A 23436-nucleotide genomic window follows, 5' to 3' on the forward strand; every position below is an offset into this window, starting at 1 on the left:
TCCGCCCCTGATGAGGCGCCTGCTGCACTTCTCTGCTTGGCGTAGTCCGGCTCCTCACCGGCATCAGGCATCCTCACCAGCAGCTGTCCGGCGGGCGCCCACCGGGACAGTGGAAGGATGGGGGAATGGATACCGTAAGTAGGAACAATGTTGTGGTCACGGGGTGTGCGGACGGGCCGGTGGTGCTGCTTGCGCACGGGTTCGGCTGTGATCAGAACATGTGGCGACTGGTCGTCCCGGCACTGGCGAGGGAGCACCGAGTGGTTCTCTTCGACTATGTCGGCTCCGGCCGCTCGGACGCATCAGCGTGGAGTGAGGAGCGCTACAGCTCGCTGGACGGGTACGCCCGGGACATCGTGGAGGTCTGCGAAGAGCTGGACCTGCGGGACGTGGCCCTGGTGGGGCATTCGGTGAGTGCCATGGCCGGTGCGCTCGCGGTGGCAGAGGCACCGGAGCGGATATCCCGGCTGGTAATGATCGCTCCTTCCCCCCGCTACATCGATGACGACGGCTATCGGGGCGGGTTCAGCGCCGAGGACATCGATGAACTGCTGGAGTCCCTGGAGTCGAACTACCTGGGATGGTCGGCGGCGATGGCTCCAGTGATCATGGCCAATGCGGACCGGCCGGAACTCGGTGAGGAGTTGACCGCGTCGTTCTGCGCGACCGACCCGGGGATGGCGCGCGTCTTCGCCCGCACCACGTTCCTGTCGGACAGCCGCAGGGATCTCCCCAAGGTGGCAGTGCCCACACTGGTACTGGAGTGCGCGCAGGACGTGATCGCACCCCGCGAGGTGGGAGCCTACGTCCACGCCGCGATCCCCGGCAGCCGACTGGTGACGCTGGATGCAACGGGTCACTGCCCGCAGTTGAGCGCACCTGAGGCCACGGCCGAGGCTATCGTCGGCTTCGTGAGTGAGAGCCGGTGATGTGCCGCACCGGCCGGCTGCCCCACGAGCCGGACGGGGGAGAGGACACAACTGCCGCCACCGACGCGGCCTTCACCGCCCTGCTTGAGGAGAGTGCCGAGGAGCTGTACGAGCAGGCGCCGTGCGGATATCTGTCCACCCTCATGGACGGCACCATCGCGAAGATCAACACAACCCTTCTGGACTGGCTGGGGCTGTCCGCGCCACAGGTGGTGGGCCGGATGCGCTTCATCGACCTGCTCACTGTGGGCGGCAAGCTTTACCACGAGACGCACTTTGCACCGTTGCTGCAGATGAACGGCGAGGCCAGCGGTATCGCTCTGGATATCAAAGCAGCCGACGGCAAGCGGCTTCCGGTGCTGCTCACCTCCAAGGTGAAGACCAGCGAGGGCGGTGAACCGCTGTTCATTCGCACGACCGTCTTCGACGCCCGCGACCGCCGCGCCTACGAAACCGAGCTGCTGCGCGGACGCCAGGCCGCCGAAGAAGCCCGCCTGCGCGCCGAAGCCGACCGTCTGCGCCTGCAGGAAGCTCTGGAAGCACTGCAGCAGAGCCTGCTTCCCTCCCAGCTTCCCGCAGTGCCGGGCCTGGAGGCCGCCTCGTACTACCTCACCGCCTCACCGGACCTGTTGGGCGGTGACTTCTACGACCTGTTCCCCCTGGACGGCACCCGGTGGGCGTTCTTCCTCGGCGACGTGTGCGGCAAGGGCCCCAAAGCTGCCGCCGTGACATCCCTGACCCGGTACACCCTGCGCGCCGCCGCCCTGCACGACCCTGACCCTGTCAGTGTCCTGACGACTCTGAACACCGTGCTGAACGAGCGTTACACCAGCGGTGACGCCCGGTACTGCACCGCCATCTTCGGCCTCCTGGAACCTGGTGAGCACAGCTTCACGGTGCGCCTGGCCTCCGGCGGCCACCCCTCGGCCCTGGTACAGCGCACCGACGGCACCGCCGAGTACCTGACCACTCCCGGCGGGATGCTCATCGGAGTCCTGCCCAACGCCGAGTTCACACCCGCCAGCACCGTGCTCTTCCACGGGGACACCTTGCTCCTCTACACAGACGGCCTGACCGAAGCGAGGGTCGGCCCCACACGTGACCTCTATGGCGAGGACGCCCTGCACGCCTTCACCACCGCACAGCCCCCGGACGGCCCCCAGGCTCTGATCACCGCCCTGACCGGACTCCTCGCCGGCTTCGGCGACGGCCTGGACGATGACACAGCTCTGCTCGCCCTCGGCGTCCCCGTTCGTCCGACCACCACTGGGAGTGAAACCTGACATGAGGCCGCTGACGGTCACCACCCGAGACGCCGCAACCGGTCCCGTACTGGAGATCAGCGGCCACCTCGACCACGCAACCGCCCCTGAAGTCCGTGAGGCCCTGGCGAACCTCACCATCGCCGGCGGCCAACTGCTGGTCCTGGACCTGGCCCGGCTGGACTTCTGCGACTCCAGCGGCATCACCGTCCTGCTCGCTGCGCGCAACATCGCCACCGAACAGGGCGCCGATATCGCCCTGGCCGCGGTCCCGGCGAATACCGCCCGAGTCCTGCGCACCATCGGCCTGGACCGGGTCTTCACGCTCTACCCGGACGCCGTCACCGCCACTGGCCCACAGCTACCGGGCCGAGCCATGAGCAGTATGGAAGGTGCGTGAGCGGATCCCCTTCCTCGCTGATCCGAGGTACGCGGCCAGTTCGGCGATCGTGGCGCCCCGGCCCAGGGTGGCAGCGAATTCCGCTCTGAAGTTGGCGAGGGTGACGCGCAGTTCCTGCAGCGCCTGGGGACGTGGACGGACCACGTGGTGTCGCGGACGAATCGCTTGATATCGCCGGCGATGTAAGGAACAGAGACCGCCCTCGTCAGACCTCGCGCCAGCGGGCGTTGGCACAGGACAAGGCTCTGAAGGCCGCCAGGCCGACTGCAATCAGCGCCAGCAGCCAGGGGCCCGCGGGCGTCTCGGTGAATGAGCGCAATGTGTCGTCCATGCCTTTGGCTTACCAGGCTTGTGCTGAACAGCGGCCGCGACAGTCACGGGAGTTCTTGTCCGAACTGCCGCTGCCGCTGCCTTGTCTCCCGCAGCGTAGAACAGCACGGAGCAGGAGACGAAGGCGTAGAAGACAGAACGGCCCGCAGCCGTCACCCTCCTGCTCGCCTTCGTGCCGTACGGGCCCGCCTGTCCGAAGACGGCTTCCGACAGCCGCCACAGCGACATACCCGCCAGAGCTATGCCGAGCAGCCACAGCAGGACAGTACCGAAGGGCTGAGGCGCTATCTCTGCGATCGCCCCGCCCCGCCTGTTTGCCATCGCCGTCGGAAAACGCAATTCGCAGCGAGAGGACACCGATCAGTACGTAGATGACCCCTCGGGCAGCGAAGCCCGCACGGACCCCGGCCGAGACCGCTGTACTGTCCGCCGCGCGCTGGGCCTGACCGCGTCCGCGTGTCATTGCCGATCCCGTTGCCATCCCGGTCCTTTGCCCCCGCACGGGGATGCGATCCCCAGAGGTGGCCGCCTGCCACGTTGTTACCTGGCCATCGTCGAGAAGCGGCAACTACGACCCCTGCGTGGAGTGCTCACCTGTGGAGCGAACGCACTCGCCGGCTCGTCGGGCTTCCACCACCGCTCCCTCTGACCCGCCGAGCCGGATACGAATTGCGGCCACTGCTAACCGTGAACTCGGATTTCTCCCAGGAACCAACCGCTCACCTCATCCAGTCCGATACGGAACAGCCCCCCGTGCTCCGGGAACGAGGCCCCGTCGCTGACAACTTTGCCGCCGTTCAGATGGAGGTAGCTCCCGCCGCTCTCGGGCTGTGCTTGCGCCCACGCGAAGTCGGCCGCGAAGGCGCTCGCCCGGCTCTCGGATTCGGCGAGTTGCTCGGCGATGTGCTCGGCCCAGACGGCATGTTGCACCACCTCTCCTGTGATGGTGGTGCCCTTCACCACGAGCGTGATCGGCAGGGCGAGGCCCTCCCGCTCCACGCGGTCGGTCAGCCTCTTCAGTAGCGGATCCACATTGCTCATGCCTGGACAGTAGCCCGACGCCAGCACGGAGGGGAGGAGTCGCTTCGCGCTCTGACCTGGGCAGGCAGTGCAGCTCTGCCCGAGTGTTCGCCTCGCCGGGGCTCTGGGGCGAAGCCGGCGCATGGGGGCGGCCTAGGCAGTGTCTTCAAAGATCTTGCCAAGATGGCGCGGTAGCTGAGCATGATGCCTTGGTGGAACATCTTTCTGTCGACGTGCGCGCTTCGCTCCGGCTCTTCGCTTTCTACTTGGCGAACGGCACCCTCGACCTGGACCTGCTCGAAGGGTTTGACTATCGCTCGACCGTTTTTCACTCCGGCTCCTCGTTGGAACAGGTCTTCGCGATCTATAGCAATGTGCTGCAAATCGACACCGACGGCATGGTGCTGAACGACGGAGACGCGCAGTACCGGGTCGCGCAGTGGGTCCGAGTGTGCTGCGACCCGAGCTATCGGGTCGAGCCGCCCTTCGATGCCTGGGAGACGGAGCTCCATCTCTGATGACCCGGCGTTCACCGTCAGAACATCACGCCCACATCAGGAGCGACGCGAGAGTGACGGCTGCATGGAAGGACTCCGCGGTCTTGTCGTAGCGAGTGGCGATGCCGCGCCACTGCTTCAGCCGATTGAAGCAGCGTTCCACCACGTTTCGCTGCTTGTAGCGCTGCTTGTCGAAGGCCGGTGGGCGCCCGCCGCGACTGCCGCGCCGGAGCCGGTTTTGGACCTGGTCGGCCCGCTCGGGGATGGTGTGACCGATGCTGCGTCGTCGCAGCCAGGTGCGGATGGCCCGGGAACTGTAGCCCTTGTCGCCCAGCACGTGGGAGGGTCGTACTCGGGGCCGCCCCGGGCCGATGCGAGGCACTCGTATCGCTTCAATCACCGCAGTGAACTGGGTGCAGTCATTGGTGTTGCCGCCCGTGAGCGTGAAAGCGAGCGGACGGCCGGCACCGTCGCAGGCCAGATGGATTTTGCTGGTCAGGCCACCTCGGGAACGTCCGAGTGCGGGGCTGCGGAGCCCCCTTTTCGTGCCCCGGCGGCGTGCTGGTGGGCGCGGACGACGGTGGAGTCGACCGACACGAGCCAGTCGACGTCCCCGTCCGCGTCCGCCCCGGCCTGGGCGGCCTGCAGCATTCGCTCGAACGTTCCGTCCAGAGCCCACCGCCGGAACCGGGTGTGCAGTGTGGCCCACGGACCGTACCGGTCGGGCACATCCCGCCAGGCCACCCCCGTCCGGAACTTCCACACGATCCCGTTGAGCACCATGCGATCGTCCAGCCGCTTCCTACCCCGCAGCGGCCTGGGCAGCAGGGGCCGGACGAACTCCCACTCGGCATCCGACAGTTCATGGCGACGTATCACGACACCATGATCCACCAGCGGTGATCATTTGAAGACACTGCCTAGGGGCTGTTGTGAAAGTGCTGGTCACAGCCACTCGTTGAGGACTGCGACCAGCGCGGTCGACTCATAGCGGACCGCGAATGGTGTCATACCTCGTGGCTACAGTCCGGTGGCGCGTGAGGCGGTTGATCCCGCACTCGACCGGGTGCCGCTGCTTGTTGTCGCCCTTGTCGTCCTTGTCGTCCTTGTCGGACTTGGGCGGCCGTCCGCCTCGCGATCCGCGCTTGAGGCGGTTGCGGACGCGGTCCGCCGGGGCCGGGATCGTGGCCTTGATCCCGCGTCTGCGCAGGCAGGCGCGATTGCTGCGGGAGTCGTACGCCTTGTCGGCCCGGACCCGGTCCGGCCGTTTGCGCGGCCTGCCGACTCCGAGCCGGGGCACCCAGATCGCTTCCAGGGCCGACTCGAACTGAGGCGAATCACCCCGCTGTCCGGCGGTGATCACCACCGGACAGCGGCTTCTCACCCTGCTCGACGGCGAAGTGGATCTTGCCGGTCAGGCCGCCCCGGGAGCGTCCGAGCCCGTGGTCGGCCGGCTCGACTGATCCCGCCGGGCGGTTCCTTCTGGAGATCCCCCTTTTCGCCGCCCCAGCCGTGTGCCGGTGGGCCCGGCAGACCGTGGAGTCGATCTTCATGTCCCAGGTGATCAGGCCCTTGGCATCCGCCTCGGCTTGCAGCTGAGTGACGATCCGGGCCCAGGTGTCATCGCGCTGCCGGCGCCGGAACAGGTCATAGACCCGGTCCCACGGCCCGTAGCGTTCCGGCACGTCACGCCAGGGAGCACCCGTCCGGGTCCGCCACCGTATGCCGTCCATCAGCTGCCGCCGCGTCCATACCGGCGGACGGCCCGACTTGATCCCCCGTGGCAACAGCGGCTCAAGTCGGGCCCACTGGCCGTTCGTCAGTTCCCCACGTCCCACAGGACATGATCATCAACGATCAAGATCAACTTTCACAAACGGACCCTGGGCGGCCTACGCGGTTGTGGCGATGCCGCCGTCGACGGGGATCACGGCGCCTGTTAGGTATGCGCCTGCCCGGCTGGCGAGGAACACGGCGACACCCGCCATGTCGTCGTCGCGGCCGATCCGGCGTAGGGGGGCCGACGCCGCGATCGCCTCGCCGAACTCATCGAGGGTTGCAGCCATCATCGTCGACGGGAACGGTCCCGGCGCCACGGCGTTCACGGTGACGTGCTGCGGTCCTAGTTCCTTGGCGAGCACTCTGGTGAGTTGATGCAGTGCGGCCTTGCTGCTGGAGTACGAGTAGTTGGGCCGCTGGGGGATGTGGATGGCGGCGATGCTGCCGATGTTGATGATCCGCGCGGGATCGTCGGCGGTGCCCGCCCTGCGAAGTGCGGGCAGCAGCGCCTGGACCAGCCAGAACGGCGACTTCAGATTGAGGTCGACGACCGTGTCCCAGGCCGCGTCCGGGAACGTCGCCAGCGGCTCGTCCCACATGGCGCCCGCGTTGTTGACGAGGATGTCGAGACGTTCCGAGTCGGCGGTGACGAGGTCGGACAGTCGCCGACACTCGTCGTGGTGGGACAGGTCGGCGGGGATGGCCCGCACCTCACCGAATTTGGACAGCTGTTCCTGCGCCTGAGCACACGCTTCTGCGTTGCGTGAGCTGATGACCACGCGGACGCCCGCCTGGAGAAGGCCACGCGCGATCATCATTCCGATGCCTCTGGTGCCACCGGTGACGAGCGCGCGCTTTCCAGACAGATCGAAAAGTTCTGCATGCGTTGTGAATTGGTTGGCTACCACTTGCCGCCATTCTCATTGGTCGTGCGGGATGACGCGTCGACGCGTCGGGTGTTCGGTTCAGCTGTCTCGACGCTATGACCCTGGAGTGCACTCCAAGCAAGCGGAGTCCCGGTCCCGACGGGCCGCGTCCGCAACCGTCGAACGCACCATGTCGTGGCTCGCCGGCTGCCGCCGTCTCCACCGCCGCTACGAGCGCAAAGCCGAGCACTTCCTCGCCTTCACAAGCATCGCCTGCTCGTAACACGATCATGATCGGGCCTTCTTGAGTCGTCTCCAGCAGATGAGGCCGCAGGCGAGCGAGAGGACGGCGTCGTGGAGTTCGGTGCGACGTTCCCAGCGGACGGCGAGACGTTTGAAGTGGTGGAGCAGGGCGAAGGTCTGGTCGACGACGTAGCGGAGCTTGCCGATGCCCTTGATGTTGGGTGAGCCCTTGCGGGAGATGACGGGCAGGATCCATCGGTGACGGAGCTCGTCGCGGTTGGGCTTGGAGTCGTAGCCCTTGTCGCCGAGCAAGGCTTCTGGTCGTCGGCGGGGTCGGCCGGGGTGGGATGCCGTCGACCAGGGCGAGGGTCTGGGTGACGTCGTTGACGTTGGCCGCAGTAGTGATGACCTTGAGCTGGGTGCCGCGTCCGTCGCAGATCAGGTGGTGTTTGCTGCCCGTCTTCCGCCGGTTGACCGGCGACGGACCGGTGCCGGGTCCCCTTTTTTCGCGCGGATGTGGGAGCCGTCCACGCACGCCCGCGACCAGTCGAGCTCGCCGGCCGCGTTCAGCTCGGCGAGCAGGACCCGGTGCAGCCGGTCGAAAACCCCTGCCTTCTGCCACCGGTCCAGCCGCCGCCAGCAGGTCTGTCCCGAGCCGAACCCCAGCACGAGCGGCAGCAGTTGCCAGGCTATGTCGTTGTAGAGGACGAACAAGATGCCCTGCAGGCAGAGCCGGTCCCACACCGGCCGCGGTCCCGGCGACCGATCCGGGCCACGGCGGCAGCAACGGCTCGATCAACGCCCACAACTCATCGTCCGCGATCCACGGTCGAGTACCCACACCCTCACGAACGGCCGAATCGTCACACCGGTTACGCCCAACCAGCCCACATCAACAAGTCCCTGATACGAGCTCTAGGCCCGGTTTTTCCGGGCCGTCACCCACGTGGCGAAGTCCTCGACGCCGCCGATGAGCGCCTCAAACCGGAATGAGTGGAAGAGGTCGAAAGCGTGGTGGGCACCAGGTAGTTCGACGTACACGATCGGCGAGGTGGAGACCGACCCCAGAGCGGTGACAAGAGCCCTGGGGTTCTCCGTGTCCACCAGCTCGTCCAGGTCCCCGTGCGCGATGAGGAATGGTGGTGCATCCGTCCGGACGAGGTTCACCGGCGAGGTCGCCGGGTCGCCGTCGAAGTACTCCGCGAGAAAACCGTTGAGCACGACGGCGGCGGTCACGGAGGTGTCCGCCTCCTCGAACCCGGGCTGGTAGGCCGGCTCATTGGGGGTGAGTGCTGCCTGAGCCGCCATGTGCCCACCCGCGGAGCTCCCCGCCACGAACACGGCCGCCGCAGGCGCCGCGCCGTACTCCGCTGCGTGTTCGCGCGCCCAGGCGATGACCTTCTTCGCGTCGATCAGATGGGCGGGATGCGGGAAGTCGGGGCGCAGCCGGTAATTGGCGCTGATGCAGACCCAGCCCTGGCTGGCGAGCCGGTAGAGCAGGGGCAGCGACTGAGTGTTCTTCCGACCCTGGTCGTAGTGGCCACCATGGAAGTGGATCATTACGGAGCCGCCCTCGGGGCGTGAGCGGTGGTGGTAGACGTCGAGGAGGTTGCGACGGCCTGCGTCCCCGTAGCTGAGGTTGCCCACCCGCTTGACGTCACGGCGGCGGCGAAGGACGGGCCTGAGCAGGATGCGTGCCAGCGGCGGCCGGCGGTGCGTCCCCGTCCCGACGCCGAGCGCGTCGTCCAAGGCGACACGCACCACGGACGCCGCCCGCATTCCGCGCAGGGTGACCACCACAAGCCCGGCAGCCGCGGCCCCTGCCACCCCGACGTTCACCCGGTCGGAGGTCGTGGTGATGTCGCCCTCGGAGAAGGCCAGTGCCGTCGAGGCCACCAACGCGTAGAGAGCGAGGTGCGGGATCTCGTTGAAGACCAGGCCGAGCCGGTAGCTGAAGTAGAAGAGCGGTTTCGGCCCGCGTATGCGAGCCAGACAGAACACCACGATCAGTACGGCCAACACCACGGTCACCAGATAGCCCACAGCCACCACATCACCCCGTTCGACAGTCGACCTGACAATCCCCTTCTGTGGTACCACGGTTGGGATGATGCGGGAGGGTGAAGTGCTTGCTGCGAAGGTGCACTTGAGGTAGCTGCCCGTCCAAGCCGCAGGCGAGGCGCAACGGTGGGGGCAACCGTTCGATCAGCACCCAGAGCTCATCGTCCAGGGTCGAGTACCCACACCCTCAGGACGGCCAAATCGTCTCACCGGCGACGCCCCACCCGCACACGGCCTCCCACGCGGATCGCACTACACCCCCTCATCGTCGGACAGGCGTAGTGATCAAGCCAGTTGAGATGATTCAAGGGCATGCGGAGGAAGGCCCTTGGCGTCAGATGATGGCGGCACCCGGGATACGCGACCTGAACAGGGCATGGGGTGGGGCGCGTTGAGGTGTCGCGGTGCGGCTTTCTATTGGGTTTACGAGGCCAGTTTCGGTGCCGCCTTTCGATGGTCTGCCGGTAGTGCATTCGTAGCCACGCGTGCTTTGGATTGGCCGGGGTTCTCAGGGAGTGTTTATTCACCCGGACGGAGCTGGTCCGGTTCAGCGAGGCGTACGGAAACTGTGCGTGTCTCCTTGACTTGCTGTAGGTCGGCGGGCTTCTCTTCCGGAAGAAGAAAGGCCGTCTCCCTCTGCCGACGGCGGCCGTTCGCGTCGGATCCGGCGCGTTCTCCTTCCGTCACGGGACACCACTTCACCTCTGCTCTCGCATTGAGGTGCACACCCGTGCGCGCAGACTCGCCCCATCCCCATCCGGAACAGGGAGTATTCATGTCCGAAGAGATCTCAGTATCCGAGCCGGCAGAACCCGGGCAGACGACCCCGCTCTCGCGACGGGGGCTGATGAAGAACACTGCCGTCGCGGGTGCCGGAGCTGCCTCTGTGCTGGTCCTCGGCGCTGCCGGCAGCGCCGCTGCCGATCAGCCTCAGGGCGGCCCGATCACCGCGCCGTCAGTGGCGGGCACCGCCGGTCGGGATGACCAGCAGGTGGTGGTGCACCTTCGCAACGCGATGACCGGGGCAGCCGACATCTTCCACGGTGACCAGCACACCGAGGTAGTCGACCGCGGACTGGCCGAGGCCATCATGCGCAACCTCCGCTGAACCACAGGTTCCCCGCAACCCAGCTGCGTCCACCGCCCGCGGCGACCCAGGCCGCACCCAACTCTGCGAGGCATTCGATGTCTTCCCACCGCGAAGCACCCGAGATCTCCAAGGACCCCGTCGCCGACAGCACGGACGTGTATGCGTTCGTCAGCCCTGATCAGCCCGACAGCGTCACTCTGATCGCCAACTACATTCCGCTCCAGAACCCTGCGGGCGGACCGAACTTCTACGAGTTCGGCGACGACGTCCTGTACGAGATCCACATCGACAACGATGGCGACGGCTGCCCGGATGTGACCTACCAGTTCCGGTTCACCACCCGCCTGCGCAACCCCGACAGCTTCCTCTACAACACCGGGCCGATCCTGAGCCTCGACTCACCCAACTGGAACCGCCACCAGAGCTACACGCTCACCCGCGTCGAACGAGGCGGACGCACCACAGTCCTGGGCCGCGACCTGAAGTGCCCTCCGTGCAACATCGGCCCGCTCTCCACCCCGCACTACGCCGGACTCGCCGCGAAGGCCGTCCACAGCGCCGGCCGCAGCCGCAAGGTCTTCGCCGGCCAGCGCGCCGAAGGGTTCTACGTAGACCTCGGTTCCATCTTCGACCTCGGAAACCTGAGGCCGTTCCAGAACCTGCACAACCAGTTCGGTATGAGCGTCTTCACCCAGCCCGCGGACGGCGTCAACACCACCAAGGAACTCAACGTCCACACGCTGGCCCTGCAGGTCCCGATCACCGAACTGACCCGCCGCGGCTGGCGGGGCCGGGACGTCAAGGACCCCAGGGCCACGATCGGTGTGTGGACCACGGCAAGCCGGCGCCAGGCCCGCGTACTGTCGCCGGGGAAGGCCACCGACCACGAAACGGGTCCGTTCGTCCAGGTCTCCCGCCTCGGCAACCCGCTCTTCAACGAAGTCCTCGTCCCGCTCGGTAAGAAAGACCTCTGGAACACGCTGCCACCCTCGCAGGACAAGCGCTTCGCGACGTACGTCGCCCACCCCGAGCTGGCCACACTCCTGCCCACCCTCTACCCCGGCGTCTTTCCGAAGCTGGCCGCCCTCAACGCCTCGGGCAAAGCGCGCGCCGACCTCCTCGCGATCTTGCTGACCGGCATCCCCGACGGAGTCGTTCCAGGCTTCCAGAACCACACCGGGGACACACAGGCCGACATGCTCCGCCTCAATGTCGCGGTGCCGCCCACAACCAAGCCCGACATCCTGGGCCTCATCGCAGGTGACGCGGCCGGATTCCCCAACGGCCGACGCGTGTTCGACGACGTCGTCACTGTCGAACTTCGCGCACTCGCCGGAGTCACCGTCCCGCTCGTCGACAAGACCTACACCCCTGACCCCGCAGCAGGACAGGTCACCGACGGGTTGACACCCGACGACGTGAAGAACCCCTACCTCAACAAGTTCCCCTACCTCGGCGTCCCCTACGACGGATACCACCACCCCTCCGCCTGACCCCCGCCCGCACGTCACCCGGACGAACAGCTGGTGCCGCCACCACTCCTGCCGCGGCGCGCGGCGCCAGCTGTCCCCACGACCCGCACGGAGTCAGCCATGACAGACGTCCACACCCACGCGCCCCTGCCCGCACCGTCCACCGAGGGCAGCGTCGTCCTCGACATCGGAGCCGACACCGGCGCCGTAATCATCCACACTCGCGCCGAACACGACGGTCTGGAAATCGAAGTCAGCCCCACGGATGAGCCGGACCGCCGCACCCACGCTGCCGTCCGGCCCCGTCACCTCGCAGACCGCACCATCCACTGCCTGGTCATCTCCCCGCTCACCGCTGGCGAATACACCGTGTGGCTCGACGCGACCACACCACACGGCACCCTCACCGTGACCGGAGGAAGCGTCACCGAATACCACTGGTCGTGAAGTCACCACCGGTACAGGGATGCTCCGTGCAGATGTCCTGGCCGGGAAGGCGCCGAAGCGGGCCTGGCAGAAGCTGCATGCAGAGGCTGGCGCCAAGGGACCGCTTCTACGACTGGGCGGTCATCGAACTGGCCGCCCCTCGCCATGCTCACCCACACCTTCCTCACCGTCGTCCGTGCCGAAGGCCACACCCGCGCCCCGGTGTCGACTGCCCTGGCCCCGCTGTCCCGCAACGAGATCCAGCAAGCGGCGCAGCGCGCCCACGATGCCCCTTCACCACTTCGGTGATTTCGGGGGCGGAGCCCAGCCCTCCAGCCGCGCCGCTCGACGGAGGTGAAGGCGACGCGGGCCAACCGCACCCGGACGACCTCGATACAACGCGGGTAAGAACGCCGGCACGTGCGCTCCCCTGGGGGCTATCGGGCCGAATCGTTTGAGGCGGGGTCGACGCCGCCGGGCGGCGGGGTGTCGGGGTGGTCGGGCAGCTGTTCGGGGCCGGCGGGGGAGTGAAGCAGGATGGTCAGGACGGCCAGGGCGCGCTGGCGGAGGGCGGCTGGTCCGACGATGGCGAGTGCGGCGATGGTGGTGACGGCGCATGCGGGGACCGCGGCGACGATGAGAGTGATGTTCATGCCGTCTGAGACCCGGGGCAGCGTCTCCTCTTACAGCCTTGCGAAGATTTTTTTGTGAACCGGCGTAAGAGGCAGGCGTCCGCGCGGTCTCTGTGTATGTGACGACCTACGAAGACCCGCCCTCCCATACGGTGGAACACCTCGACGACACGGCCCTCATCGCCCGGGCCCGTGACGGGGACGAGGACGCCTACGCCTGCTTCTACCTCCGGCACGTCGACCTGCTGCGTGCCTACGCGGCACGGCGGGCCCCGGATCCGGGCCAGGCCGAGGATCTGGCGGCCGAGTGCTTCGCGCGCACCCTCGCGGCGCTGCGCAAGGGAAAGGGACCTCGCGAGTATCCGAAGGCGTACCTGTTCACCGTGCTGCACAACCTTCTGCGTGATGGCCACGCGCAGGATCTCCCCCTGGTCTTCGACAGCGGCATCAGCGCAGCCGTTGTGCCGGTCAACGTGTGGGGAGAGGAGCAGAGCCGTGTCGAGGACGTCCTGATCGCGCGTGAGACGCTCAACCGGCTTCCCGAACACGTCCAGCAGATCCTGGCACTGACGGTGATGCACGACCTCCCGGCTTCACAGGTCGCACCCATGCTGGGACTGACACCCAACGCGACTTCTGTCGCTGCGCACCGGGCCCGGGAGGCTCTCTCCCACGCCTACCTGACGGCGGTGATGACGTATTCGACGTGCGGTGAGGACGAGGTGAGGCTCGCGGCGTACACCCGGGGAAGCCTGGGCAGGCGCGAGGCACGCAAGGTCGCCGACCACATCGCCACCTGCAAGAAATGCGCGGCAGCGCAGGGCGAGATGACCCACGTCAACCGCCAGCTGACGTCTCTTCAGCCCGTGGTGCTGCTTGACGGCGTCAGCTGGCCGGCGGTCTTCGACGATGTTCTGGGCTACCGGGACCTCACACCCGCCGCCCGGCCCGCCCCGGCTACGGCGCGTAGGCCAGGCAAGGGATTCCTCTCCCGGATCCGGTCGTGGAAGGTCAGGCCCCGCTGACCTGAAGGGAAACCGGTCGTGACCACCGTCCCGCACGACCATCCACGGGTCTTGACCATTGCTCGCAACCGCCCGGTGCCCGTCGCCGGCGGCACACCGGCTCCTCGCGCCAATAGGCGCCCTGGGCATCGCGCGACTTGAAGAGTGCCTGAAACGCGGTATCCAAGCGGCTTGTCCCTATGAATGTGGCTCAGCATCTTACGATTCCGCGTCGGGCTCGAAGGGAGGAGCGGAGGACCAAGGCGGACTGAAACCTTGGGACGTCGCGGAGGTCCATGTGTTCGTGCAGGGAATCAGAGCGGACAGGCTCTGCGCACCGCTCCTGCTTTCCCTCATGGGTCTCCGCCCGGCAGAAGTCTGCGGACTCCGTTGGGGGATGTCGACTTGGAATCCGGAACCATCGGCATCGCCAATACCCGCACGATGATGGGGAATGAGACGGTGGTGGGGAAAATACTAAGTCGATGGCCGGATAGCGCGAGCTTCCCTTGCCAGTTCCGGTCCGGGACGAGCTCCGGTCGTTCAAGTCTCTCCAGGCCAAGGAAAAGCTGGTCCTCGGACCTGGCTACCTTGACTCCGGCTACGTCCTGGTGGACGAGATGGGGGAGGCTCGGAACATCAAGCAACTCCGCCGGCGAGCATACGGGATCATGGCGCTTCTGGGGCTACGCCAAGTGCGCCTGTACGACGCCCGGGCGTCCTGTTTCACATACCTCGCCGACATGGGTGTTCCGGACCACGTGTTGGCTCGGTGGGCGGGAGACACGAACGTCCGGACCACCAAGAGGCGCTACGTCACGCCGGGTGTGAAGGGTCTTCGTGGAGCTGCCACAGTGTGGGGCGGACTGCATGGGTCCGGAGACGACATACCGGGCGTCGTGAGAGATTGTGAGATATGAGAGCGTGAGCCGGATGAGCGAGACGACGCAGCAGACCCTCCAGTACCGCTTTGACGGGCCAGAAGGCGCCCCGGTCCTGGTCCTGGGTCCCTCACTGGGTACCACATGGCACATGTGGGACCGGCAGACGCCCGAGCTGTCCAGGACCTGGCGTGTCCTGCGCTTCGACCTGCCCGGCCACGGCGGCGCCCCCGCCCACCCCGTCCCCTCGGTCGCCGGGATCGCCGAGCGGCTCCTCGCCACGCTCGACGAGCTCGGCGTGCAGCGCTTCGGTTACGCGGGGTGCTCCATCGGCGGCGCGATCGGCATGGAGCTGGCCCTGCGCCACCCGGAGCGGGTCGCCTCGCTGGCGCTGGTCGCCGCTTCGCCCCGGTTCGGTACGGCGGACGAGTTCCGCCAGCGCGGAGTGATCGTCCGCACCAACGGGCTCGACCCGATGGCGCGCAGCGCCCCCGAGCGGTGGTTCACGCACGGCTTCGCGACGGCGCAGCCGGCCATCGTGGAGTGGGCCGTGCAGATGGTCCGCACCACCGACCCCGGGTGCTACATCGCGGCCTGCGAGGCTCTGGCGGCCTTCGACATCCGCACCGAACTGGGCCGGATCGGCGTGCCGACCCTCGTCGTCGTCGGCGCCGAGGACCGGGTGACCGGACCCGGGGACGCCCGCACCCTGGTGGCGGGCATACCGGACGCCCGGCTCGCGATGGTCCCGGCCGCCTCCCATCTGGCACCGGTCGAGCAGCCCGCGGCCGTAACCGATCTGCTGGTACGGCACTTCTCCACCGCGTGGCAGGACAACGCCTCGTCGACCACCTCGACCACCTCGCCGTCGATTCCGGTGCCGCCGCACGTGCCGGGCCTCTCGGTCCCGGTGGCTCCCATCGCCGAGATCGCCCCCGCGGCGCCCCAGCCGGACGCCGTCCCCGCCGGGCGCCCCGACCCGTACGACGCGGGCATCAAGGTACGCCGGGAGGTGCTGGGCGACGCCCATGTGGACCGGGTGGAGGCCGCGGCCGACGCGTTCACCGGGGACTTCCAGGAGCTGATCACCCGGTACGCCTGGGGGGAGGTCTGGACCCGGGGCGGGCTCGACCGCCGCACTCGCAGCGTGGTGACCCTGACGGCGCTGGTCGCCGGCGGGCATCCGCAGGAGCTGGCCTCCCATGTCCGTGCGGCCCTGCGCAACGGACTCACCCCCACGGAGATCAAGGAAGTGCTGCTCCAGACGGCGGTCTACTGCGGTGTTCCCGCGGCGAATTCCGCCTTCGAGGTGGCCAGGGCTGTGATCCAGCAGGAGACCACCCCCGAGGCGTAGCAGGATGGTGGGTATGACGATCAAACTGACGAAGAAGACCCACGCCTGTGTCCGGCTGGAGAAGGACGGGCGGACGCTCGTCATCGATCCCGGCGGGTTCAGCGAGGAGGACGCGGCGCTGGGCGCCGACGCCATCCTCGTGACGCACGAGCACCCCGACCACTTCGACGAGAACCGGCTGCGCGCCGGGATGGAGGCGAACCCGGCCGCCGAGATCTGGACCCTGCGCAGCGTCGCCGAGCAGCTCTCCGCGGCGTTCCCCGGCCGGGTCCACACCGTCGGCCACGGCGACACCTTCGAGGCCGCCGGGTTCGGCGTCCAGGTGCACGGCGAACTGCACGCGGTGATCCACCCGGATCTGCCGCGGATCACCAACGTCGGTTACCTGGTGGACGGTTCGGTCTTCCATCCGGGCGACGCCTTCACCGTTCCCGACCAGCCGGTCGAGACGCTGATGCTTCCGGTGCACGCCCCGTGGAACAAGATCTCCGAGGTGATCGACTACGTGCGCGAGGTGCGGCCGCAGCGCGCCATCGACATCCATGACGTGCTGCTCAAGGATCTGGCGCGCGGTGTGTACGACACACACATCGGCAACCTCGGCGGCGCCGGCCACACCCGTCTGATGCCGGGCGACGCCACGGACCTGTGACTGTCGGTGCCACCGGCTAGGTTTGGTCCCATGCGCATCGCCACCTGGAACGTCAATTCGATCACCGCCCGTCTCCCGAGGCTGCTGGCCTGGCTGGAGAGCACCGGCACGGACGTGCTGTGCGTCCAGGAGACCAAGTGCTCCGCCGAGCAGTTCCCCGCCGACGAGCTGCGTGAGCTCGGGTACGAGTCGGCGGTCCACGCCACCGGCCGGTGGAACGGGGTGGCGCTGATCTCCCGGCTGGGACTGGACGACGTGGTCATGGGACTGCCCGGCGGCCCGGAGTACGAGGGCACGCAGGAGCCGCGAGCCATCTCGGCGACCTGCGGCCCGGTCCGGGTCTGGTCGGTGTACGTGCCGAACGGCCGCGAGGTCGACCACGCGCACTACACGTACAAGCTCCAGTGGCTCGCCGCGCTGAAGGCGGCGGCCGCAACGGACGCGGCGGGCGGGCGCCCGTTCGCCGTCCTCGGGGACTTCAATGTCGCCCCGGCGGACGAGGACGTCTGGGACCCGGCGCTGTTCGAGGGCGCCACCCATGTCACCCCGGCCGAGCGGGCCGCGCTCACCGCGCTCCGCGAGACGGGACTGAGCGATGTGGTGCCCCGCCCGCTCAAGTACGAACGCCCGTACACTTTCTGGGACTACCGGCAGCTGGCGTTCCCGAAGAACAAGGGCATGCGCATCGACCTGGTGTACGGCAACGAGCCCTTCGCCGCTGCGGTCAAGGACAGCTATGTCGACCGGGAGGAGCGCAAGGGGAAGGGCGCTTCGGACCACGCTCCCGTCGTCGTCGATCTCGACATCTGAGAGGCTGTCGGGTGACCTCCGGGGCCGGGGGATCCGCGCGCCTGTTGGTGCGACTGTCCGGCGGAATGCGAGGCTGAGCGGTGTGAATATCCCTTTCCTTGAACACTGGCGCAGAAGGCACGGCACGGAACACGCGGAGACGCTCGCCACGGCGGTGCGGAACAACCCGCAGGGAGTGGGCGAACTGCTCGCCGAGTGCGAGCTGCTGCGCGCCAGAGCCGGTCAGGAAGGGCTTCAACTCGACGACTCACCGGCCTCGTTGACCGCACTCGACCAGCTTCCGCCGCACTGGCGGGACGACCCCGAGGAGCTGCCCTGGCTGGGCAACGACGCGGGTCTCTACCTCGGGACCACCATCGTCAGGACCGTCCCCGGCGCGGTCTGGGACGTCCTGCCGGGCGGCACGCCGGTGGTCCGCCTGGCGTCGGGGCGGGAGATCAATGTGGTCGAGGCCGGACTCGACTGGGCGGTCACCGGAGCACCCGAACTCTCACAGGTCTACTCGGAGGCAGCAGAGGCCTGACCGCCGCCCGAATTGACCAACTTCACCGCTTTTCAATGCAAATACGGTTTATCGTCACCTAGCGCGTGTCGGGTGTGAAGTCCCTTGTCGGGGTGGATAGTTTGCGTCATCGACCGTCCGCTGACGGCCGGGTCCGGCCGAACCAGGAACGCTGCTGCCGGGTGCGCAGTAGCACGTAGGGCACCATGCCCGCCCGGCAGCAGCCGGTGATCACTTCTCGCGAAGCGGGACCGACAGGTACGACAGGTCGGACTCGGGCGAGGAGAAGGTCAGCTGCGCGCCGGTCGGGTTGTGCTCGATGTACAGCGGGTCGACGGTGTCGGTCACCAGGGCCAGATGGTGGCCCGCCGGCACGTCGTACGCCGTGGAGAACAGATCCAGGTCCACGGGGAACGCCATGCCGGGCGTCTTCCCGTGGAAGGTGTACGGCGCGTTGCTGACCAGCTTGCCGAGGCCGAGCGGCCCCACGTCGCAGAGGTACGCGACGAGGGTGCCGCTCCCCTTGGTGCTGATGAGGGTGTTGGAGAGCATGGCGACGCCGCCGTCGGCGAATTGTTGACCGGAATTCAGCGAAACCCTGGCGCGACCGCGCCCCGCGTCCCAAGCTCTCCGTGTGACGAATTCAGAGAACGGCGCGGACCGGGGGCGAACGGACATGACCTTGCGGCTCAGGGGGAAGCTGCAGTGGGTCCCGGTGGCGGCGGTGGTGGTGCTGGTCGCCTGGGTGGTGGCCATCCCGCCGGTCGTCTCAGGGGCGTACGGCGCGGTCGGCGGCACCCTGATGGTGATCGCGGGACTGCTGCTCGCCTTCTTCACCGCTACGTTCGTCGGCTATCTGGTGCGGCCGCTGCGGCTGGCCCCGGGCGCCGACGGCCTGACCGTGCACCTGCCCCTCTGGCCCGCCCGTACCGTGCCGTGGTCCGCGGTGGCGGGCGTGGCGGCCGCCGACGTCACCGAGGGCGGCCGGACCAGCGCCCATGTCGTCGTGGACTTCTCGCCGGAAGCCGAAGCGCTGCCCCGGTTCTGCCGGCCGCGGTCGATGTATCGCAGGCTCGCGCCGTCACTCGGCCGGAGCGAGCAGGCGCAGGGCCTCTGTATCGAGGCGCAGGTCTTCGATGTGGACCCGGCCGGGCTGGTGGCGCTGATCCGGGAGTACGCGCCCGGCGGCATCCCCGTCAGCGATCCGCCCGGTGCGAGGTACGGGGAGCCGGGATCGGGGTCTGCGCCGCACGGGTGACGTCCGCCATCAGTTCCACCACATCCGGGCCGTACGCCTGGGAGTTGACCACCTTCAGCAGCAGGCAGAAGGACCGGTCGCCGTACTTGCGCGCCAGCTTCTCGTGGTTGCGGGCCAGATAGCGGGCGGCTGCCTGGTTGGTGATCGACTGCTGGCCGCAGAAGAGGAACACCGGCCGGGCGCCGGGCTGTGCGGTCAGCCGGGCCAGCAGGACATGGGCGAGCCGGCCGCTCTCCAGCCGGTAGCGCTCGCTGCCGATCTGGAAGGCGGCGCGGTCAGGGCCCGGGTCCACATCGGTGTTCACGTCGACCCCGGGCAGCAGCGACTGGAGATGGGCGGCCATCCGGCGGTTGGACGAGGGGCCCCCGAGGCAGAACTCCGTACGCTCGCCGATGCCCTGCTGCGCGGTGTCTGCCGACAGGATCTGGGCGTGCGCGCCGCAGTCCTTGATGAGGGAGGAGAGTTCGAGCAGCGCGAAGACGTCATTACGGGCGACGGCCCCGTCGCCGCCCGCCTCGCGGTTGACCACCAGCAGGCACTCGGAGTTCCGGGGCAGCCCGAAGAAGCGCTGCTTCCTGCGGAGTCTGCGGCGCCACAGCGAGGTGCGCGCGAGCCAGCCGAGCGCGCCGCTGACGCCGGCGGCGATCACGCCGAGCAGGATGTTGCGTAGGTCGTCGTTCACGTGGCATACCCCTCGGCCGTCCGGTCCTGTCCGGAGCGGCATGGTACCGACGTGTCCATGACGAAGGGGCGGTGGGCGGGCTACGCTGCGCCGTACGTCTCTCCGCTGGAGGTCATGGATGCGCCGTGTCACCGTCCGGAAGCTCTCCTATCTGGCCGTCGCCGCCGCCCTGTTGTCGGTGGGCGCGACCGCACCGCCCTCCGCCGCCGGAGCGCCGGCGGGATCGCCCGGAGGGGGCACGGCGGCGAAGACTCCGGTCGCGGTCGGGTACGGCGGCGCGGTGTCGAGCGTCGACCAGGACGCGTCGGCCGCGGGCATCGAGGTGCTCCGTGAGGGCGGCAACGCGGTGGACGCCGCGGTGGCCACGGCCGCAGCCCTCGGCGTGACCGAGCCGTACTCGGCGGGCATCGGCGGTGGCGGCTACTTCGTCTACTACGACGCCGGATCCCACCGGGTGCACACCATCGACGGCCGCGAGACCGCGCCGCGTTCCGCCGACTCCTCGCTCTTCCTGGAGAACGGCAAACCGCTGCCCTTCGCGGACGCGGTGACCAGCGGTCTGAGCGTGGGCACGCCGGGCACCGCCGCCACCTGGGACTCCGCGCTCGCCTCCTGGGGCCGCAAGTCGCTGGGGACGGTGCTGAAACCGGCCGAGCGGATCGCCACGGACGGCTTCACCGTCGACCCGACCTTCCACAGTCAGACGCAGGACAACCAGGCGCGCTTCGCGGACTTCCCCGCGACGGCGAAGCTCTTCCTGCCCGGCGGGCAGCCGCCTGCCGTGGGCTCCACGCTGAAGAACCCCGATCTGGCCCGCACCTACCAGGAGTTGGGCCGCAAGGGGGTCGGCGAGCTCTACCGGGGACGCCTCGGGCAGGACATCGTACGTACGGTCCGCAAGCCGGACCTGGCACCCGGATCGACCCGCAACGCCCGCCCCGGGGACCTGACCGCGCAGGACCTGCGGTCGTACGAACCGCTGCACCGCGCTCCCACGGAGACCTCCTACCGCGGTCTCGACGTGTACGGCATGGCGCCGTCGTCCTCCGGCGGTACGACGGTCGGCGAGGCGCTCAACATCCTGGAGCGCACCGACCTTTCGAAAGCCTCGCAGGTCCAGTATCTGCACCACTACATCGAGGCGAGCCGGATCGCCTTCGCGGACCGGGGCCGCTGGGTCGGTGACCCGGCTTCCGAACCCGTACCCACCAAGGAACTGCTCTCCCAGCGCTTCGCGGACTCGCGCGCCTGCCTGATCAAGGACAACGCGGTCCTGACCAGCCCGCTGGCGCCCGGCGACCCGCGTCACCCTGAGCGGTGCGGGAACAGCGGCAGCGCGGCCCCCACCACGTACGAGGGCGAGAACACCACCCATCTGACGGTGGCCGACAAGTGGGGCAACGTCGTCGCGTACACGCTCACCATCGAGCAGACGGGCGGCAGTGCCATGACCGTGCCGGGCCGCGGGTTCCTGCTCAACAACGAGCTGACGGACTTCTCGTTCGCCCCGGCCAGTCCGTCCGTGCCCGACCCCAACCTCCCGGGGCCCGGCAAGCGGCCGCGCTCGTCGATCTCGCCGACGATCGTCCTGCACGGCGGGAAGCCGGTGCTGGCCGTCGGATCGCCGGGCGGCGCCACCATCATCACCACCGTGCTCCAGACGCTCATCGGCCATCTCGACCGGGGGCTGCCCCTGGTGGACGCGATCGCCGCGCCACGGGCGAGCCAGCGCAACGCCACGACGACAGAGCTCGAACCGGCGCTCTACAACAGCCCGTTGCGGGGCCGGCTGGAGGCACTCGGGCACAAGTTCACACTCAACCCGGAGATCGGCGCGGCGACCGGGGTGCAGCGGCTGCCGGACGGCCGCTGGCTGGCCGCTGCGGAACCGGTCCGCCGGGGCGGCGGCTCCGCGATGGTGGTCCGCCCGGACGGGCGCCCCTGAGGGCGGCCCCGGGCCGGCGGCTCAGAGTGCCGTGAGGATGCGCGGGCCCGCGTGGGTGATGGCGATCGTGTGCTCGGCATGGGCGGCGCGGCTGCCGTCCAGGGTGCGCAGCGTCCAGCCGTCGGGGGCCGCGTAGTAGCCGTCACCGCCGCCGGCGATCACCATCGGCTCGATCGCCAGCGCCATGCCGTGGCGCAGCGGCACCCCGCGCCCCGGGCGGCCTTCGTTCGGGACGCCGGGGTCCTCGTGCATGGCACGGCCGATGCCGTGGCCGCCGAAACCGTCCGGGATGCCGTACCCCTCCCGGCGGCAGACCCGGCCGACCGCGTGGGCGATGTCGCCGATGCGGTTGCCGACCACGGCTGCGGCGATGCCCGCCGCCAGGGCGCGTTCGGCGGTGTCGATGAGGTGCAGGTCCTCGGGGCGGGGGCGACCGACCGTGAAGCTGATGGCGGAGTCCCCGGCCCACCCGTTCAGGATCGCTCCGAAGTCCGCGCTGACCAGGTCACCGTCGCGGAGCCGGTAGTCGTCCGGGACGCCGTGCACGATCGCGTCGTTGACGGAGACGCAGAGGACCGCGGGGAAAGGTCCGGGGGCGAATTCGGGGTGGTAGCCCAGGAAGGGGGACCCGGCGCCGGCTTCGCGCAGGACGGCGTGGGCTGTCGCGTCGAGGGTGCGCAGGGTGACTCCCACACGGGCGGCGGACCGTACCGCCGCCAGGGCCTGGGCGACCACACGGCCCGCCGCACGCATCGCATCGACGGACAGGTCTGTCTTGATCTCGATCATGCCAATTACTATACCGGTCCGAGCGGTATTAGAATGACGGCATGGTCCGTACCCCTCTCACACCCGAAGAGCACGCACGCGGCGAACGGTTCGGCCGTCTGCTCCGCGAGGCGCGCGGCGCGCGCACCATGACCGAGGTGGCCGCTGCGGCGGGCATCTCGGCCGAGACGCTCCGCAAGATCGAGACAGGCCGGGCCCCGACCCCCGCCTTCTTCACGGTCGCCGCGCTGGCGGCGGCGCTCGGGCTCTCCATGGACGAGATCGCCGGGCGCTGCGCGCTGGTGCCCGTGTGACCTGAGCGCCCAGGCCGTCGCGGCGCCGCCGGTGGTGGGTCCGACCTGGTGCGCGGGCGGTCCGGGCCTGGTCGCCACGCTGGGGCGGGCGCGCAATCTGATCACGGCGGGATGGCGAAGTGATCATGAAGGGGCGAAACGTGATCGACTCTGCCGGTTAACGGCGATGGTCTTGCCCCAGTGTGTGACGGGGCTTACGTTCTCCTCCTACGCAACCCGTCTACGTGCGTAGAGCTTCGTGGCGCCCTGTTGAAGGAGC

The 23436-nt window shown here is 68.4% G+C and carries 24 protein-coding genes and 6 pseudogenes; 18 read left to right on the top strand and 12 right to left on the bottom strand.

What is annotated here, in order from left to right:
* Positions 1-125 precede the first annotated feature (125 nt).
* From OHB13_RS30860 to OHB13_RS30870, 3 genes are read left to right on the top strand one after another with little or no spacing between them, the layout of a single operon-like run.
* Positions 126-929, top strand: coding sequence for an alpha/beta fold hydrolase (locus OHB13_RS30860; protein ID WP_328379247.1), 804 nt, complete (start codon positions 126-128; stop codon positions 927-929).
* The gene (locus OHB13_RS30865) at positions 929-2212 is read left to right on the top strand and encodes a PP2C family protein-serine/threonine phosphatase (protein WP_328379248.1); all 1284 of its coding nucleotides are present in this window, start codon (positions 929-931) and stop codon (positions 2210-2212) included. Before OHB13_RS30860 ends, OHB13_RS30865 begins: the two co-directional genes overlap by 1 nt.
* Before the next feature lies 1 nt (position 2213).
* A complete protein-coding gene (locus OHB13_RS30870) occupies positions 2214-2591 on the top strand; it encodes an STAS domain-containing protein (protein WP_266851515.1) in 378 nt (125 codons plus the stop codon).
* 24 nt (positions 2592-2615) lie between these two features.
* Here the strand turns inward: OHB13_RS30870 and OHB13_RS30875 are convergent.
* The 3 genes and pseudogenes from OHB13_RS30875 to OHB13_RS30885 form a co-directional block, all read right to left on the bottom strand.
* Positions 2616-2785, bottom strand: a pseudogene (locus tag OHB13_RS30875) (RNA polymerase sigma factor SigF); the annotation flags it as partial.
* Positions 2786-2796: 11 nt separating this feature from the next.
* Positions 2797-3384 (bottom strand): annotated as a pseudogene (locus tag OHB13_RS30880) (DUF1206 domain-containing protein).
* Positions 3385-3602: 218 nt separating this feature from the next.
* Complete coding sequence (locus tag OHB13_RS30885; RefSeq protein ID WP_328379249.1) at positions 3603-3962, bottom strand: hypothetical protein; 360 nt, start codon at positions 3960-3962, stop codon at positions 3603-3605.
* Between the two features lie 191 nt (positions 3963-4153).
* On the opposite strand from OHB13_RS30885, the gene OHB13_RS30890 reads away from it, so the two are divergent.
* Positions 4154-4459, top strand: a complete 306-nt coding sequence (locus tag OHB13_RS30890) for a DUF7677 family protein (RefSeq protein ID WP_328374641.1) — start codon at positions 4154-4156, stop codon at positions 4457-4459.
* Positions 4460-4484: 25 nt separating this feature from the next.
* On the opposite strand, the pseudogene OHB13_RS30895 reads toward OHB13_RS30890, so the two are convergent.
* The 3 genes and pseudogenes from OHB13_RS30895 to OHB13_RS30910 all read right to left on the bottom strand — a co-directional run bounded on the left by OHB13_RS30895 (position 4485) and on the right by OHB13_RS30910 (position 7125).
* Positions 4485-5314: pseudogene (locus OHB13_RS30895) on the bottom strand (IS5 family transposase).
* A gap of 69 nt (positions 5315-5383) precedes the next feature.
* Positions 5384-6276: pseudogene (locus OHB13_RS38820) on the bottom strand (IS5 family transposase).
* Between the two features lie 54 nt (positions 6277-6330).
* Positions 6331-7125, bottom strand: coding sequence for an SDR family oxidoreductase (locus tag OHB13_RS30910; protein ID WP_328379252.1), 795 nt, complete (start codon positions 7123-7125; stop codon positions 6331-6333).
* Between the two features lie 85 nt (positions 7126-7210).
* Here OHB13_RS30910 and OHB13_RS30915 point away from each other — a divergent pair, with 85 nt between their 5' ends.
* Positions 7211-7366, top strand: coding sequence for a hypothetical protein (locus OHB13_RS30915; protein WP_405754322.1), 156 nt, complete (start codon positions 7211-7213; stop codon positions 7364-7366).
* Positions 7367-7371: 5 nt separating this feature from the next.
* Here the strand turns inward: OHB13_RS30915 and OHB13_RS30920 are convergent.
* Together OHB13_RS30920 and OHB13_RS30925 are read right to left on the bottom strand one after the other, a co-directional pair.
* A pseudogene (locus OHB13_RS30920) lies at positions 7372-8167 on the bottom strand (IS5 family transposase).
* A 74-nt stretch (positions 8168-8241) separates the two neighbouring features.
* Positions 8242-9426 carry an alpha/beta hydrolase gene (locus OHB13_RS30925; RefSeq protein ID WP_328379253.1) on the bottom strand — a complete coding sequence of 395 codons (1185 nt, stop codon included), beginning with the start codon at positions 9424-9426 and terminating at the stop codon, positions 8242-8244.
* Between the two features lie 736 nt (positions 9427-10162).
* Here OHB13_RS30925 and OHB13_RS30930 point away from each other — a divergent pair.
* From OHB13_RS30930 to OHB13_RS30950, 4 genes are all read left to right on the top strand, one after another.
* Positions 10163-10495: a hypothetical protein gene (locus OHB13_RS30930; protein ID WP_328379254.1), complete on the top strand. Its 333-nt coding sequence runs from the start codon at positions 10163-10165 to the stop codon at positions 10493-10495.
* A gap of 77 nt (positions 10496-10572) precedes the next feature.
* Positions 10573-11970 (top strand): DUF4331 domain-containing protein, encoded by a 1398-nt coding sequence (locus OHB13_RS30935; protein WP_328379255.1) that lies wholly within the window; start codon positions 10573-10575, stop codon positions 11968-11970.
* A gap of 99 nt (positions 11971-12069) precedes the next feature.
* Complete coding sequence (locus OHB13_RS30940) at positions 12070-12396, top strand: hypothetical protein (RefSeq protein ID WP_266851501.1); 327 nt, start codon at positions 12070-12072, stop codon at positions 12394-12396.
* Positions 12397-12540: 144 nt separating this feature from the next.
* The gene (locus OHB13_RS30950) at positions 12541-12684 is read left to right on the top strand and encodes a hypothetical protein (RefSeq protein WP_328379256.1); all 144 of its coding nucleotides are present in this window, start codon (positions 12541-12543) and stop codon (positions 12682-12684) included.
* Between the two features lie 128 nt (positions 12685-12812).
* On the opposite strand, the gene OHB13_RS30955 is transcribed toward OHB13_RS30950, so the two are convergent.
* On the bottom strand, positions 12813-13028 hold the full coding sequence (locus tag OHB13_RS30955) for a hypothetical protein (protein WP_266851499.1): 216 nt from the start codon (positions 13026-13028) through the stop codon (positions 12813-12815).
* 98 nt (positions 13029-13126) lie between these two features.
* Between OHB13_RS30955 and OHB13_RS30960 the strand changes: the two genes are divergently transcribed.
* From OHB13_RS30960 to OHB13_RS30985, 6 genes are all read left to right on the top strand, one after another.
* Positions 13127-14032, top strand: coding sequence for an RNA polymerase sigma factor (locus OHB13_RS30960; RefSeq protein WP_328379257.1), 906 nt, complete (start codon positions 13127-13129; stop codon positions 14030-14032).
* 488 nt (positions 14033-14520) lie between these two features.
* Entirely contained in the window at positions 14521-14931 is a 411-nt protein-coding gene (locus OHB13_RS30965) for a hypothetical protein (protein ID WP_328379258.1), read from the top strand.
* A 13-nt stretch (positions 14932-14944) separates the two neighbouring features.
* A complete protein-coding gene (pcaDC, locus tag OHB13_RS30970) occupies positions 14945-16246 on the top strand; it encodes a bifunctional 3-oxoadipate enol-lactonase/4-carboxymuconolactone decarboxylase PcaDC (RefSeq protein WP_328379259.1) in 1302 nt (433 codons plus the stop codon).
* 13 nt (positions 16247-16259) lie between these two features.
* A complete protein-coding gene (locus OHB13_RS30975) occupies positions 16260-16898 on the top strand; it encodes an MBL fold metallo-hydrolase (RefSeq protein ID WP_401608675.1) in 639 nt (212 codons plus the stop codon).
* A 30-nt stretch (positions 16899-16928) separates the two neighbouring features.
* Positions 16929-17708 carry an exodeoxyribonuclease III gene (locus OHB13_RS30980; RefSeq protein ID WP_328379260.1) on the top strand — a complete coding sequence of 260 codons (780 nt, stop codon included), beginning with the start codon at positions 16929-16931 and terminating at the stop codon, positions 17706-17708.
* An 82-nt stretch (positions 17709-17790) separates the two neighbouring features.
* Positions 17791-18231 carry a DUF6278 family protein gene (locus OHB13_RS30985; protein WP_266851491.1) on the top strand — a complete coding sequence of 147 codons (441 nt, stop codon included), beginning with the start codon at positions 17791-17793 and terminating at the stop codon, positions 18229-18231.
* 210 nt (positions 18232-18441) lie between these two features.
* On the opposite strand, the pseudogene OHB13_RS30990 reads toward OHB13_RS30985, so the two are convergent.
* Positions 18442-18750: pseudogene (locus OHB13_RS30990) on the bottom strand (CocE/NonD family hydrolase C-terminal non-catalytic domain-containing protein); the annotation flags it as partial.
* 94 nt (positions 18751-18844) lie between these two features.
* On the opposite strand from OHB13_RS30990, the gene OHB13_RS30995 reads away from it, so the two are divergent.
* On the top strand, positions 18845-19468 hold the full coding sequence (locus tag OHB13_RS30995; protein ID WP_266851489.1) for a hypothetical protein: 624 nt from the start codon (positions 18845-18847) through the stop codon (positions 19466-19468).
* Here the strand turns inward: OHB13_RS30995 and OHB13_RS31000 are convergent.
* Positions 19407-20150, bottom strand: a complete 744-nt coding sequence (locus OHB13_RS31000; protein ID WP_266851487.1) for a hypothetical protein — start codon at positions 20148-20150, stop codon at positions 19407-19409. The two genes, OHB13_RS30995 and OHB13_RS31000, sit on opposite strands and share 62 nt — an antisense overlap.
* Positions 20151-20268: 118 nt before the next feature.
* Here OHB13_RS31000 and ggt point away from each other — a divergent pair, with 118 nt between their 5' ends.
* On the top strand, positions 20269-22095 hold the full coding sequence (gene ggt, locus OHB13_RS31005; RefSeq protein ID WP_328379261.1) for a gamma-glutamyltransferase: 1827 nt from the start codon (positions 20269-20271) through the stop codon (positions 22093-22095).
* A gap of 21 nt (positions 22096-22116) precedes the next feature.
* Here ggt and map read toward each other — a convergent pair whose 3' ends face one another.
* On the bottom strand, positions 22117-22884 hold the full coding sequence (gene map / locus OHB13_RS31010) for a type I methionyl aminopeptidase (protein WP_328379262.1): 768 nt from the start codon (positions 22882-22884) through the stop codon (positions 22117-22119).
* A gap of 41 nt (positions 22885-22925) precedes the next feature.
* Here map and OHB13_RS31015 point away from each other — a divergent pair, with 41 nt between their 5' ends.
* A complete protein-coding gene (locus tag OHB13_RS31015; protein ID WP_266851482.1) occupies positions 22926-23177 on the top strand; it encodes a helix-turn-helix domain-containing protein in 252 nt (83 codons plus the stop codon).
* Positions 23178-23436 lie beyond the last annotated feature (259 nt).

It is taken from the genome of Streptomyces sp. NBC_00440 (assembly GCF_036014215.1).
Lineage (GTDB): Bacteria > Actinomycetota > Actinomycetes > Streptomycetales > Streptomycetaceae > Streptomyces.